At 60.0% G+C, this 12881-nt stretch carries 13 protein-coding genes; 5 read left to right on the forward strand and 8 right to left on the reverse strand.

What is annotated here, in order from left to right; genetic code table 11:
- Positions 1 to 21 precede the first annotated feature (21 nt).
- The 4 genes from RGM3321_RS11865 to RGM3321_RS28395 are packed head-to-tail and all read right to left on the reverse strand — an operon-like array spanning position 22 to position 2670.
- Positions 22 to 918 (reverse strand): metal ABC transporter substrate-binding protein, encoded by an 897-nt coding sequence (locus tag RGM3321_RS11865; RefSeq protein ID WP_244393201.1) that lies wholly within the window; start codon positions 916 to 918, stop codon positions 22 to 24.
- Between the two features lie 11 nt (positions 919 to 929).
- Positions 930 to 1799 (reverse strand): metal ABC transporter permease, encoded by an 870-nt coding sequence (locus RGM3321_RS11870; RefSeq protein ID WP_002553554.1) that lies wholly within the window; start codon positions 1797 to 1799, stop codon positions 930 to 932.
- On the reverse strand, positions 1796 to 2545 hold the full coding sequence (gene aztA, locus RGM3321_RS11875) for a zinc ABC transporter ATP-binding protein AztA (protein ID WP_244393202.1): 750 nt from the start codon (positions 2543 to 2545) through the stop codon (positions 1796 to 1798). Before aztA ends, RGM3321_RS11870 begins: the two co-directional genes overlap by 4 nt.
- Positions 2542 to 2670: a hypothetical protein gene (locus RGM3321_RS28395; RefSeq protein ID WP_002553552.1), complete on the reverse strand. Its 129-nt coding sequence runs from the start codon at positions 2668 to 2670 to the stop codon at positions 2542 to 2544. Before RGM3321_RS28395 ends, aztA begins: the two co-directional genes overlap by 4 nt.
- 213 nt (positions 2671 to 2883) lie before the next feature.
- Between RGM3321_RS28395 and RGM3321_RS11880 the strand changes: the two genes are divergently transcribed.
- Both RGM3321_RS11880 and RGM3321_RS11885 read left to right on the forward strand, forming a co-directional pair.
- Positions 2884 to 4104, forward strand: a complete 1221-nt coding sequence (locus RGM3321_RS11880; RefSeq protein ID WP_244393203.1) for a putative DNA modification/repair radical SAM protein — start codon at positions 2884 to 2886, stop codon at positions 4102 to 4104.
- Positions 4101 to 4940, forward strand: coding sequence for a TIGR03915 family putative DNA repair protein (locus tag RGM3321_RS11885; RefSeq protein ID WP_244393204.1), 840 nt, complete (start codon positions 4101 to 4103; stop codon positions 4938 to 4940). Before RGM3321_RS11880 ends, RGM3321_RS11885 begins: the two co-directional genes overlap by 4 nt.
- A gap of 70 nt (positions 4941 to 5010) precedes the next feature.
- Here the strand turns inward: RGM3321_RS11885 and RGM3321_RS11890 are convergent, their stop codons facing one another.
- Positions 5011 to 5853, reverse strand: a complete 843-nt coding sequence (locus RGM3321_RS11890) for a PhzF family phenazine biosynthesis protein (protein ID WP_244393205.1) — start codon at positions 5851 to 5853, stop codon at positions 5011 to 5013.
- Between the two features lie 165 nt (positions 5854 to 6018).
- Between RGM3321_RS11890 and RGM3321_RS11895 the strand changes: the two genes are divergently transcribed.
- Positions 6019 to 6864 (forward strand): NAD-dependent protein deacetylase, encoded by an 846-nt coding sequence (locus tag RGM3321_RS11895; RefSeq protein WP_244393206.1) that lies wholly within the window; start codon positions 6019 to 6021, stop codon positions 6862 to 6864.
- On the opposite strand, the gene RGM3321_RS11900 is transcribed toward RGM3321_RS11895, so the two are convergent.
- Entirely contained in the window at positions 6861 to 9224 is a 2364-nt protein-coding gene (locus RGM3321_RS11900; RefSeq protein WP_244393207.1) for a DNA polymerase II, read from the reverse strand. The two genes, RGM3321_RS11895 and RGM3321_RS11900, sit on opposite strands and share 4 nt — an antisense overlap.
- 222 nt (positions 9225 to 9446) lie before the next feature.
- On the opposite strand from RGM3321_RS11900, the gene RGM3321_RS11905 reads away from it, so the two are divergent.
- Positions 9447 to 9887, forward strand: a complete 441-nt coding sequence (locus tag RGM3321_RS11905; protein WP_244393208.1) for a CBS domain-containing protein — start codon at positions 9447 to 9449, stop codon at positions 9885 to 9887.
- A gap of 53 nt (positions 9888 to 9940) precedes the next feature.
- Here RGM3321_RS11905 and RGM3321_RS11910 read toward each other — a convergent pair whose 3' ends face one another.
- Positions 9941 to 10486, reverse strand: coding sequence for a DUF4174 domain-containing protein (locus tag RGM3321_RS11910; protein WP_057402320.1), 546 nt, complete (start codon positions 10484 to 10486; stop codon positions 9941 to 9943).
- Between the two features lie 124 nt (positions 10487 to 10610).
- Positions 10611 to 11813 (reverse strand): aspartate aminotransferase family protein, encoded by a 1203-nt coding sequence (locus RGM3321_RS11915; protein ID WP_244393209.1) that lies wholly within the window; start codon positions 11811 to 11813, stop codon positions 10611 to 10613.
- Between the two features lie 103 nt (positions 11814 to 11916).
- Between RGM3321_RS11915 and RGM3321_RS11920 the strand changes: the two genes are divergently transcribed.
- Complete coding sequence (locus tag RGM3321_RS11920; protein WP_244393210.1) at positions 11917 to 12822, forward strand: LysR family transcriptional regulator; 906 nt, start codon at positions 11917 to 11919, stop codon at positions 12820 to 12822.
- The last annotated feature ends 59 nt before the right edge of the window (positions 12823 to 12881 follow it).

Below are 12881 nucleotides of genomic sequence, written 5' to 3' on the forward strand. Positions count from 1 at the left end.
AAGGGCTGGCGACTCCCGAGGTCACTGATTACGCTTCATTGCCGCAGTCAGGGTATCGACGTTGTAACGGAACATCTTGGCGTAGGTCGACGCAGGGCCATCGACTGGCGACAAGGCTTCGACGTACAGCTCGCCGCCTGGCTGGGCACCACTGGCTTCGGCAATCTGCTTTACCAGACGCGGGTCGCTGGAGTTTTCGAAGAAGTAGGCACTGACATGCTCGGCCTTGATCTGACGAATCAGTTTCGAGACATCGGCTGCCGACGCTTCCGATTCGGTAGACAAACCCAACGGTGACAGGAAGGTCACGCCATAGGCATCGCCAAAGTAGCCGAACGCATCATGAGAGGTGAGGATCTTGCGCTTGGCGGCCGGAATCGAATGAATCTGATCGCGGGCGTAAATGTCCAGTTGCTGCAGCTCGACGATGTAGCGATCGCCATTGGCCTGATACTCGCTTGCCCCGTCCGGGTCGGCTTTCTTCAGCGCGGCGATAATGTTACGCACATAAATCACCCCGTTGGCGGCGCTGTTCCAGGCGTGCGGGTCGACAATGCGCTTGCCGTCTTCGTCCATGCTGCGGGTCTTGATCCCTTCAGAGAGCACTACCGGCTTGCCCTTGTAGCCCGACGCTTTGATGAGACGATCCATCCAGCCTTCCAGATGCAGGCCACTGACAAACGCCAGGTCGGCATTTTTCAACGCCTGAGCATCACTTGGCGTTGGCTCGTAGACATGCGGATCGCCGTTCGGGCCGATCAGGGACTTTACGTGAACACGGTCGCCGCCGACCGTACTGACCATGTCCGCGATGACCGTGAACGACGCGACGGCTTCCAGCGGTTTGGCCTGGGCCAGGCTGGCGAATGCAGACAGCGCCAGTGCAGCGATGGAACTCAACACCATCAATCGTTTCATGACGTACCTTTTCAGTTAGCCAGGTGAGGTTTGGGAAACAGTCGGCGCACGATGCCCGTGCGCCCGAACAACAGGGAAAGGCCGTAGAACGCACTGGCGGTAAGCACGATGGCCGGGCCCGAGGCGACGCCAAGGTGGTAGGAAACGATCAGGCCGATCAGGCCTGACAAGGTCGCCAGGAGTGTCGAAATCACCATCAGGCCACTCAGCGAGTTGGTCCAGAAACGTGCCGCGGTTGCCGGCAGCATCATCATGCCCACGGCCATCAAGGTGCCGAGCGCCTGAAAACCTGCGACCAGGTTCAGCACCACCAGCAGCAGGAACAACACGTGGTACAGCGAGCCGCGCCCGCCGACCGCACGCAGGAAGCCCGGATCGAAGCATTCAAGCACCAATGGGCGATAGATCACTGCCAACAGAATCAGCGTAAAGGAAGCAATGCTGCCGACCATGTAGATAGCCGTGTCATCGATGGCCAGAATGGTGCCGAACAGCACATGCAGCAGGTCGACACTGGAGCCATGCAGCGAAACGATCAGCACTCCGGCCGCCAGAGAGGTCAGGTAAAAGCTTGCAAAGCTGGCGTCTTCACGCAGAGAGGTCAACCGGCTCACCAGCCCTGACAGCAGAGCCACTGCCAGCCCGGCGATCAGCCCACCGAAGCCCATCGCGGGCAACGACAGACCGGCGACCATGAAGCCCACCGCCGCGCCGGGAAGCACCGCATGGCTCATGGCATCGCCCACCAGACTCATACGGCGCAGCATCAACAGCACGCCCACCGGCCCGGAACCAATCCCCAGCGCCAGACACGCCACCAGCGCGCGGCGCATGAAACCGAATTCGATAAAAGGCTCGACGACCAGGCTATAGAGCATCATGAGCGCTCGTCCTCGCTCTCACACAGCAAGGCATCCGGGCTCCAGTACTCGGCCATGTTGCGCGCCTTGCGCAGGTTGGCGGCACTGAGCACTTGCGAGGTTTCACCCCAGGCGATGGCTTCACGGGCCATCAGCAGGGTTTGCGGAAAGTGCTGACGAACCTGTTCGATATCGTGCAGGACCGCGATCACTGTGCGCCCCTGCCCGTGCCAGGCGCGCACCAGTTCCAGAAGATCACGAGTGGTGCGTGCGTCGATGGCGGTGAATGGCTCGTCCAGCAGAATCACCGAGGCGTCCTGTAGCAACAATCGGGCAAACAGCACCCGCTGAAACTGGCCGGACGACAACGAACCGACGCTGCGCCCTTCAAAACCCTCCAGGCCGACCGTACTCAGCGCTTCCCCGGTCAGTCGCGCATGATTGCGTGTCAGGCTGCGAAACGGCCCGATGCTGTGCCAGGCCCCCATCGAAACGGTATCGGCGACGCTCAGAGGAAAACTGCGATCGATTTCTGCGGCCTGAGGCAAATAGCCTATCGTGCGGGTCGCCAGGCGGCCACGGTCGACGCGCCCCTGAGCAGGCTTCATGGTGCCGGCGATGGCCTTGATCAAGGTCGATTTACCCGCCCCGTTCGGGCCGACGATGGCCGTCAGGCTGCCCGCCTCGAACCGCCCGCTGATGTGGTGCACCGCCGGGCGGCGGTCATAGGCCACAGTAAGGTTTTCCAGAGCAATGGCTGCACTCATGGAATAGCCACCGACCAGCCGATGGCCAGCCAGAGCAATATCAGCACCGCAAGAGAAAACAGGACCCGCTTCCAGGCCGATTGGGCCAGCACGGAGCCTGCTATCGAGGCAAAAGGAGTTTTCACGCGAAAGTAACCTGCAACTATTTGTTACAGTATTACATATCGATCGCGCAAATGTTATTAAATAACATTCATCTTTACGCGCGCCCGTCCGGACAAGCCTTCACTCTCGCTGAAAATCGTTAACCAATAGCGATACGTGCAGGCCCGCTGTACGGTACTTGTCGAGCTGCACCCGACCCTATACTGTACATGCAAACAGTAAAGAGGCACTTCATGCAGCTTATCGACAAGCTCAGCATTCTGGCGGACGCCGCCAAGTACGATGCGTCGTGCGCCAGCAGTGGAGCACCCAAGCGCAGCTCGCAGGACAAATCCGGGTTGGGTTCTACCAACGGCATGGGCATCTGCCATAGCTATACGCCGGATGGGCGTTGCGTGTCGCTGCTGAAAATCCTGTTGACCAATTTCTGCTTTTACGACTGCCAATATTGCGTCAACCGCCGCTCCAGCGACGTGCCCCGTGCGCGCTTCACACCCGAAGAAGTGGTCACCCTGACGCTGGACTTTTACCGTCGCAACTGTGTCAGCGGGCTGTTTTTGAGTTCCGGGATCATCCGCTCTGCGGATTACACCATGGAGCAATTGGTCGAGGTCGCCCGGTTGTTGCGCGAAGTGCACGAGTTTCGCGGTTATATCCACCTCAAGACCATCCCCGATGCCGATCCGGCGCTGATCGAAAAGGCTGGTCGCTATGCCGACCGCCTCAGCGTCAATATCGAGCTGCCGACCGACCTGAGCCTGCAGACCCTCGCACCGGAAAAAGACGTCGCGTCGATCAAGCAGGCCATGCAGACCATTTACACCGGCGAACAGACCGTGCGCAACGAGCCCCGGTCGCCACGCTTTGCCCCGGCCGGGCAAAGTACCCAAATGATCGTCGGTGCCGACGCTACCGACGACAGCACCATCCTGCACAGCGCGCAGTCGCTGTACGGCAACTTCAAACTGCGCCGGGTCTACTACTCAGCGTTCAGCCCGATCCCCAACAGCCCCAACAGTGTGCCACTGGCTGCACCGCCGCTGATGCGCGAACACCGGCTGTATCAGGCTGACTTCCTTTTGCGTGGCTACGGTTTTACTGCGGGCGAGTTGCTCAACGGCCCCGGCGACCTGGCACTGGACATCGACCCCAAGCTGGCCTGGGCGCTGGGCAACCGGCAGGTGTTTCCGCTGGACCTGAACAAGGCCGACGCGGCGCTGATTGCCAGGGTGCCAGGCATCGGCATTCGTACCACACAGCGGCTGGTCGAGCTGCGCAGGCAACGGCGTATCCGCTATGAAGACCTCACCCGCATGCGCTGCATACTGGCCAAGGCCAAGCCGTTTATTATTACCAGCGATTACCACCCGCCGCATGCAGAAACCACCAGCGAATTTCTGCATCACCAGTTGCGTGACAGGCCGCAGCCTCAGCAAATGGGGTTGTGGGGATGATCTGCCTGGACTGCGACGACCTGTTCGGCACCTGGCGGCAACAAGCACGCTGGCTGCTGAGCCATGAAATCGACCCCAGCCAGGTCAGCTGGAAGTCACCGGACGCCACCGACCTGTTTGGCAGCGAAGAAGAATACCCGCAGGAACCTGGCCCCTTTCAGGCGAGGGTTCCGCTGGAATTGGTGCAACTGCTGGAAAGCGCCTCGCGCTACCGGGGCGATCAGCGCTGGAGCCTGTTGTACGAAGTGCTGTGGCGTGTCACCCACGGTGATCGCACGGCCATGATGGCTGGCGACAGACTCGGTAGCGAACTGCACCGTCGTCTCAAGTCGGTCAGACGTGAGGCGCATCATCTGCACGCGTTTCTACGCTTTGTCGCCTTGTCGCCTATCGCTGATGACGCGGCCATCATGCGCCCGCAGTACGTGGCCTGGCATGAGCCAGCGCACGACATTCTGCTCAGTGCCAGTGAGCATTTCATCGGCCGCATGGGCCAGCACCGCTGGATGATCGCGACTCCCCAGGACGGCGTGTATTACGACGGCAAACAGCTGATCCACGAGCGCCGCTGCCCTGAAGCGTGGCAGACCATGGCCCGGCAGGTCGAAGACCCGCATGGCGAGTTGTGGCTCACCTATTACAGCCACATCTTCAACCCTGCACGTCTGAACCCCAAAGTCATGGAAGGCCACTTCCCTTCGCGCTTCTGGAAGAACCTGCCCGAAGGCCCTTTGATTCCAGCGCTCATCACCCAGGCCCGGACTGGCAAACAACGCGACGGCCAGGCCAGCGATATCGCCGCCCGACGTGGCAAAAAGATTGCGCACAGGGATTGAGTCTTTCGCTCTCGGGCTCTTGTTACCCGGTATTCCGTGCTCTTCAAGTGTTGTTTATGACGATGAGCTCCTAAAGCGAAACCCGCCCTTCAATACAGGTAACAGTCGAGCCGCCCACCCAGATATCTTCACCTACACGCTGAATGGAGACTCGTCCCTTGCGGCCGAGCGCGGCACCCTGGCTGACGATGTAATGGTCCGGCGCCAGCCCCTCGTCCAGAAACCAGCGAGCGATTCCGGCATTGAGGCTGCCGGTCACCGGGTCTTCCACCATGCCGTCGCCCGGTACAAAAGCGCGCACTTCAAACTGCGCCTCATCACCATCGACTGCCGGGTCCCATGGCGCAACGACGCCGAGTTTCAGGCCGCTCAATAGTGTGTAATCCGGCTGCAACCTCAGAACACTGGCGCGATCTGCCAGCCTGAAGGCGACCCAACCCGGGCCGTTATCTACCCAGCGCGCATCCAGAATCTCGCCCGCACTCAGCTTCATACCGAGGCGGACCTGCTCGAACAATTCAGGGTCTACGGTGCCCGAACGCAACAAAGGCGGCGCAATGAATGCCAGCCCGCTGCCCTCGCGACGAATGCGCACCAGACCGATCCCGCACTCCTGAATGATTTCCTCACCCTGCGCTGCACCACCGCTTTCGAGCCAGGCGTGACAACTGCCCAGAGTGGGGTGACCTGCAAACGAAAGCTCTCTAAAGGTCGTGAAAATACGTACACGATAGTCGGCGCGCGGGTCTGTCGGTTTGAGCAGAAACGTGGTTTCACTCAGGTTAGTCCAGCGTGCAAAGGCGGCCATCTGTTCATCACTCAGCCCGTCCGCGCCCAGCACCACCGCCAGCGGATTACCGAGCAAAGGCTGATCGCTGAACACATCCAGTTGTTTGAAATGAAACGAGCGCATCTGAGCTTCCTTGGCAAGGTGTTAAAGAACCAAGGTTGCCACGTGTGCCGCCGGGTGGACAACGGTCTATTGAACCAACGTTCGCGTTGGCCGCTCACAGCTCGCACCTGCCTGCTAATCTCGCAGACACAGGTCCGGACAACATGGGTCATTCGAAGTTTGAAGATGCTGGACACTACAACCCATAGTCAGCTCGAAACGCTTTGCGAGACAATGACCGACAAGTCCTTTCTGGTCGTCACCGGCGCAGGCATCAGCACTGCGTCCGGCATTCCGGACTACCGCGACAAGGACGGCGTGCGGCGTGGCAAACAGCCGATGATGTATCAGGAGTTTGTCGGCAACCCCGCTGCGCGCCAACGTTACTGGGCGCGGGCGATGCTGGGCTGGCCGCGTATCCGCGCAGCGCAGGCCAATGCCGCGCATCGGGCACTGGCTGCATTGCAGGTTGAAAATGCCATCAGCGGACTGATCACCCAGAACGTCGATGCACTGCACAGTCAGGCCGGAAGCCAGGACGTCATCGAGCTGCACGGCAGCCTGCACCGTGTACTGTGCCTGGATTGTCAGCAACGCAGCGAGCGGGCGGATATTCAAGAGCAAATGCTGGAGCAAAACCCCTATCTGCTAGGCGTTGATGCCGCACAGGCACCCGATGGCGACACCCTGCTGGACCCGGCTTTCGAGGCCGCTTTCAGTGTGCCCCGCTGCCTGCACTGCGAAGGCGACAAACTCAAGCCGGACGTTGTGTTCTTTGGTGAGAACGTCGCGCCGCAGACCGCTGCCAAGGCAACGTTGAGTGTAGAACAGGCGGAAGGCTTGCTGGTGGTCGGCACGTCATTGATGGCCTGGTCGGCGTTCCGTCTGTGCAAGGCAATGGTCGAACAGGGCAAACCGGTCATCGCCATCAACCACGGCAAGACCCGCGCGGACGAATTGCTTGAAATGAAGATCGAAGCATCATGCGAGCAGGTACTGCCATGGGTCGCCGAGCAGCTCGGTGCGCGTTAGAACAAGCCTAATTGCCCACCGATCAGCGTGCTGAAATCATCGTCGACAAACGGCAGGATCGCATCCGCCAGTGGTTGTAACTGGCGAGTCACATAATGGTCGTAGTCAATCGGCGCGTGACGAATCTCCAGAGGTTCCGGTCCGGCAGTGGTCATCACGTAGCTGATCCAGCCGCCGCTCTGGTATTGACGTGGACGCCCCTGCTGATCGTTGTATTCATCGGCGAGCCGCGCGGCGCGCACGTGGGGCGGCACGTTGCGTTGATAATCATCGAGCTTGCGACGCAGGCGCTTGCGGTAGATCAACAGGTCATCCAGTTCGCCTGACAGGGTGCGCTGTACGTAGTCACGAACATAATCCTGATACGGCTGGCGCTTGAAGATGCGCAGGTACAGCTCCTGTTGAAACTGCTGAGCCAGCGGCGACCAGTCGGTGCGCACGGTTTCCAGGCCCTTGTAGACCATCTCCTCGGAACCGTCAGCGCGAGTGACCAGCCCGGCGTAGCGTTTCTTGCTGCCCTCCTCCGCGCCGCGCACGGTCGGCATCAGGAAGCGGCGGAAATGTGTTTCGTATTGCAGCTCCAGCGCACTGTGCAAGCCATATTCATTGTGCAGGTGCTCACGCCACCACTGGTTGACCCGTTGCACCAGCGTCTTGCCGATGCTTGCCGCCTCTTCCTGCCCATGAGGACGGCCCAGCCAGACAAACGTCGAGTCGGTGTCGCCATAAATCACGGTATAGCCCTGTGCCTGGATCAGGTCGCGGGTCTTGAGCATGATTTCATGCCCGCGCAAGGTGATCGATGAGGCCAGCCGCGGATCGAAAAACCGGCAGCCGCTTGACCCCAGCACGCCGTAGAAGGCATTCATGATGATTTTCAGGGCCTGGGACAACGGCGCATTCTGCTCGCGCTTGGCGGCCTCCCGACCTTGCCAAACACGCTCCACTATCGCTGGCAGGCTATGGCGGGTGCGGGAAAAGCGCGCGCCGCGAAAACCTGGCACCGACGCGCTGTCCTCGGGATGACGCATGCCTTCGATCAACCCCACAGGATCGATGAGAAAGGTGCGAATGATCGACGGATAAAGGCTCTTGTAGTCCAGCACCAGCACCGATTCATAAAGCCCCGGCTGGGAATCCATCACAAAACCGCCAGGACTGGCCTCCGGCATGCGTTCGCCCAGATTGGGCGCGACGAAGCCCTGTCGGTGCATCAGCGGAATGTACAGATGGCAGAACGCGGCCACCGAACCGCCGCTGCGGTCAGCGGGCAGGCCCGTTACGGTGGCGCGTTCGAGCAAAAAGGTCAGCAACTGGGTCTTGGCAAAGATGCGCGTCACCAGCTCGCAATCCTTGATGTTGTAACGCGCCAGCGCAGGCTTGTCCTCGGCGAACATGCGGTTGATTTCGTCCATGCGCTGGTAAGGCGTATCAATGGCCTTGCCCTCGCCCAGCAGGGTCTGCGCAACATTCTCCAGGCTGAACGACGGAAAGCTCCAGGTCGCGGAACGCAAGGCCTCGATCCCGTCGATGATCAGCCGCCCGCTGATTTCGGCAAAAAAATGATTGTTATGACTGCCATGCTCGCGCCAGCCCATTGCTTCACCGCCACGCCCGAGCCGCAATGGCACTTGCAGGCGCTGGGCATGTTCATGCAGAACCCGCAGGTCGAACTGCACAACGTTCCAGCCGATGATTGCGTCAGGGTCGTGCAACGCCAGCCAGCCATTCAGGCACTCCAGCAACTGCGTGCGGGTATCGCAATAATCGAGCTGAAAATCCAGCACCTCATCGCCACCATTGGGTGGCCCCAACATGTATACCTGGCGCTGGCCACAGCCCTCCAGCGCGATCGAATACAGCTCGCCACGCGCCGTGGTTTCGATATCGAGCGACGCCAGCTTCAGGTTGGGACGGTAATCGGGTGCCGGCTTGATTTGCGCGTCACAAAGCACGCCCTCAGCATTCGGCGTACCGCTGAATTGCACCGGCGCAGTGATGAAACGCTCCATCAGGTAGCGCTCGGGCGGGCGAATGTCCGCCTCGTAAACGTCGACATTGCCTCTGCGCAGCAGTTTTTCGATGTTCATCAACTGGCGGTGCTGCTGGCAATACACACCAAGCACAGCTCGATGGCGAAAATCGCAAAGCTCCAGCGGACGCAATTGCACCCCTCGCTCGGTACGCAACAGCGACCGCGCACGCTCGCCCTGCTCGGCAGGAATAAAGGCGACAGAGGGCTGGCAAGGCAGACGAATATGGCGAGGCCCCTGATCGGTGGCCAACCAGAAGTCGACCTCGGTCCCGGCGGGCGTATCTTGCCAGTGCCGACTCAGGATGAAGCCCTGCTGTAAATCCAACGCTGCTACCTCGACCGCATGGCGAAACCGTTGATTCTACTTGGCTGTGAGATCATGCGCGCGCTCGGCAGTCGAATTCAGATCATTTTCAGGTGCCGTCAATTAATTGCGTCTATGCCCCTTATCCCTATTTATTTGTTGATCGATTCTGCGCGCTGCACGATTCTGTAGTGCGCCTGAAAATGCACTACAGTCTTCCAGGTCCCGATCACGGAGAGCACCATGAAAACCGTCGCCCAGCTACTGAAATTGAAAGACCTGCAAAACCAGCAAGTGCATACCATCGGCCCGGACCAAATGGTGCTCGATGCGCTCAAGCTAATGGCGGAAAAGAATATCGGTGCGCTGCCGGTGGTCGAGGGCAACGTGGTGGTCGGCGTCGTCAGTGAGCGCGACTATGCACGCAAGGTAATTCTCAAGGGACGCTCCTCGGTGGGCACGCCGGTCAGAGAAATCATGAGCAGCAAAGTCATTACCGTCGACTCGCAACAAAGCGTAGACGCGTGCATGGGGATCATGACCGACAGCCATCTGCGCCATCTGCCGGTCGTGGAAGACGGCCAGTTGCTGGGCCTGCTGTCGATCGGCGACCTGGTCAAGGAAGCCATTGCCGAACAGGCCAGTCTCATTCAGCAGCTTGAGCAGTACATTCGCGGCGAGTGAGCTGAACGGCACACCAGGCGCAGCGCGCGATCACCGCACGCTGCGCCGGTCAATCAGTCATCCAGCGTCTTGCCAGGTGCCCCGCCCTTGACTGGCTTGGCCGGTTTTTCCGCCGGTGCAGGCTTGGCTTCCGGTTCTGGTGGCGGCGCAGATGCCTCTTTCTCGCGCATTGGCATCTGGTCAACGGTGGCGAAAATCTCTTTCAGGTCTATCGACTCTGACTTTCCGATAGTCTTATCGATCTTTTTCTCGCCGTCCTTGCCCACCAGAATGACCTTGGTGCCGACACCCGCGCCCAGCTTCAATTCACGAATCAAGGCCATGGTCGACTGGGGGTCCATGCTCTTGCCGTCACGCTCGCCGATAGTATTCACCACCGTGAACAGCACCATATTGCGCTCTGTGAAGTCTTTATGATTGGCAGACTCCTTCAGCGCGTCCTTGAGGTGGCTCAGTGCCGGATCAGCCGGGCTCGGTGCGATGATGATCAGCGGGCGCGACTTGCCGCGCTCCTGGGCCAAAGGGCCATCGCTGTCAGCGGCAAGCGCTGTACCGGCAGCGACAAGCAGGGTGGCGAGGGTCAGGGACCGGATTAACATGGTGGGCTCCTTTCAAATCCATTGGGTAGCCATCGCGTGCAGACATACGCGATGCTGGACTGTTCTACCGCAAATGGGTCATCCCGGTACAGCCCGATGTAGTCCTTTTCCTTAATCCCTTGCTTCAGGCAGAGCGCTCAAGCGATTTGAAAAGGGCGCTGTCGAGGCTCGCCAGCAAGCCTTGAACGATCTGTTCCACCTCGGCAGCGTTCAGCACCAATGGCGGCAGAAGACGGATGACCTTACCGCGCGTGACGTTGATCAACAGGCCGTATTCCTCAGCCGCGATCCGGGTCAACTCGGGTATGGCCTGCCGCAATTCGATACCGATCATCAGCCCCAGCCCACGAATCTCCAGCACCTGCGGGTGAGCGCCAAGCATGTTGCGCAGCCGCTCAAGCAAGTGGCTGCCTTGCAGCGCAGCGTTTTCCACCAAGGCCTGCTGTTCGATGATGTCGATCACCGTGCAGCCGACCCGACAGGCCAGCGGGTTACCGCCGAAGGTGCTGCCGTGGCTGCCGGGGGTGAACAATTGCGCCGCCCTGCCCCTTGCCAGACAGGCACCTATCGGCACACCGTTGCCCATCCCCTTGGCCAGGGTCATGACGTCCGGCACTATGCCTTCGTGCTGAAAGGCAAACCACTTGCCGGTCCGCCCCATGCCGGTCTGGATTTCGTCGAGCATCAACAGCCAGTCACGCCGCGTGCAGCGCTCCCTCAGCGCATTGAGATACCCGGCTGGCGCGACCTGTGCGCCGCCTTCGCCTTGAATCGGCTCCACCAGTACGGCGGCGATGCGGTGCCCGTGAGTCACGCAGACCTTGTCAAACGCCGCCAGATCGCCAAAGGGTACTTTGACGTAATCCCCCGGCAAGGTGCTGAAGCCCAGGCGTACAGCCGGTCCGTCACTGGCCGACAGGGTGCCCAGCGTGCGGCCGTGAAAGGCGTTTTCCATGACCACCACCAAAGGCCGTTCGATGTACTTGTGCCAGCCGTGCAGGCGCGCCAGCTTCAGCGCAGTCTCGTTGGCCTCGGCACCGGAGTTGTTGAAAAACACCCGGTCCAGCCCCGACAAACCGGTCAGTTTCTGCGCCAGACGCTGCTGCCAGTCAATGTGGTAAAGATTGGAAGTGTGCAACAGCAAGCCCGCCTGATCCCGAATGGCCTCAACCAGCAGCGGATGCGAGTGGCCGACATTGGTCACTGCCACGCCCGCCACAGCATCCAGGTATTGGCGCCCGCTCTGGTCCCACAGACGCGTACCCAGGCCACGGGTGAAACTCAGGGCCAGAGGTTGGTAAGTGCTCATCAGGCAGGCAGTGGTCATGACGTGAGGCTCCTTGGGTATGTTTCGGTTTTTGCAGTATCGTTAACCACCCTTTATGGATAAACAGCGAAATACTTCAATAATTTTAAAGCAGGGCTTGATAATGGATTTGTTTCAGGCGATGCGTGTGTACGTAAAGGTGGTCGAGGAAGGCAGCCTGACGGCGGCGGCGCAGGCGTGTTCGATTTCTACCACGATGGTTGGCAACCACCTGCGCGCACTGGAACAGCGACTGGGCGTCAGCCTGTTGCAGCGCACCACGCGCCGCCAGCGCTTGACGGAATTCGGCACCGCGTATTACGAGCGTTGCCTGGAAGTACTGGGGCTGGTGGCCGAGTCCGAACAACTGGCCGAGCAGGCCCAGGGCGATCCCAGCGGTACGCTGCGCATCACTGCACCGCCGACGTTCGGCTCGGAAGTGCTGGCCCCGGCCCTTGCCGGGTTCTCGCTGCGCTGTCCCGAGGTCAAACTTGATCTGGTACTGACCAACCAGCGTCTGGACATGATCGACCATGGTTTCGATATCGCCATACGGTTGGGAAACATCCCGGAATCCTTGCCACTGATTGCGCGCCCCATGCAGGACTACACCCTGACCATATGCGCTGCGCCGAATTATCTGGCCCGTCATGGAACACCTGTGCATCCCGAGGATCTTGGTGCGCACAATTGTTTAGCGTTCTCCTACCCGGCAGGAGACGAATGGCGTACGGCTGGCACCCAATGGCGCATGACCGGCCCTGAAGGCGAAGTGCTGGTGGATGTGGGCGGCTCGCTGGTTGCCAACACCTCTCCCGCTATTTATCAGGCGGCGTGCGCTGGAATGGGCATAGTGATGCTGCCGGATGCGCTGGTTCAGCGAGACTTGCAGGAGGGCCGGCTGGTTGCGCTGCTGCCGGGCTATCACTTGCCCAGACGACCGATGAAACTGCTGTATGTGCAGGATCGTTATCGGCTGCCTAAATTGAGAAGTTTTGTGGAGTACGCGATGGAGCTCTGGGGGCGGTAAGCACTTACCGCCCAACTATCATCGAACCGACTCCGGTGCGTGGCATTGCTGACCGCACC

It is taken from the genome of Pseudomonas sp. RGM 3321 (assembly GCF_022836805.1).
Lineage (GTDB): Bacteria > Pseudomonadota > Gammaproteobacteria > Pseudomonadales > Pseudomonadaceae > Aquipseudomonas.

Excerpts from the sequence above, each read along its gene's own strand:
- RGM3321_RS11865 (WP_244393201.1), bottom strand. The coding sequence starts at position 918 with ATGAAACGATTGATGGTGTTGAGTTCCATCGCTGCACTGGCGCTGTCT.
- RGM3321_RS11870 (WP_002553554.1), bottom strand. The coding sequence starts at position 1,799 with ATGATGCTCTATAGCCTGGTCGTCGAGCCTTTTATCGAATTCGGTTTC.
- aztA (WP_244393202.1), bottom strand. The coding sequence starts at position 2,545 with ATGAGTGCAGCCATTGCTCTGGAAAACCTTACTGTGGCCTATGACCGC.
- RGM3321_RS11880 (WP_244393203.1), top strand. The coding sequence starts at position 2,884 with ATGCAGCTTATCGACAAGCTCAGCATTCTGGCGGACGCCGCCAAGTAC.
- RGM3321_RS11885 (WP_244393204.1), top strand. The coding sequence starts at position 4,101 with ATGATCTGCCTGGACTGCGACGACCTGTTCGGCACCTGGCGGCAACAA.
- RGM3321_RS11890 (WP_244393205.1), bottom strand. The coding sequence starts at position 5,853 with ATGCGCTCGTTTCATTTCAAACAACTGGATGTGTTCAGCGATCAGCCT.
- RGM3321_RS11895 (WP_244393206.1), top strand. The coding sequence starts at position 6,019 with ATGCTGGACACTACAACCCATAGTCAGCTCGAAACGCTTTGCGAGACA.
- RGM3321_RS11905 (WP_244393208.1), top strand. The coding sequence starts at position 9,447 with ATGAAAACCGTCGCCCAGCTACTGAAATTGAAAGACCTGCAAAACCAG.
- RGM3321_RS11910 (WP_057402320.1), bottom strand. The coding sequence starts at position 10,486 with ATGTTAATCCGGTCCCTGACCCTCGCCACCCTGCTTGTCGCTGCCGGT.
- RGM3321_RS11915 (WP_244393209.1), bottom strand. The coding sequence starts at position 11,813 with ATGACCACTGCCTGCCTGATGAGCACTTACCAACCTCTGGCCCTGAGT.
- RGM3321_RS11920 (WP_244393210.1), top strand. The coding sequence starts at position 11,917 with ATGGATTTGTTTCAGGCGATGCGTGTGTACGTAAAGGTGGTCGAGGAA.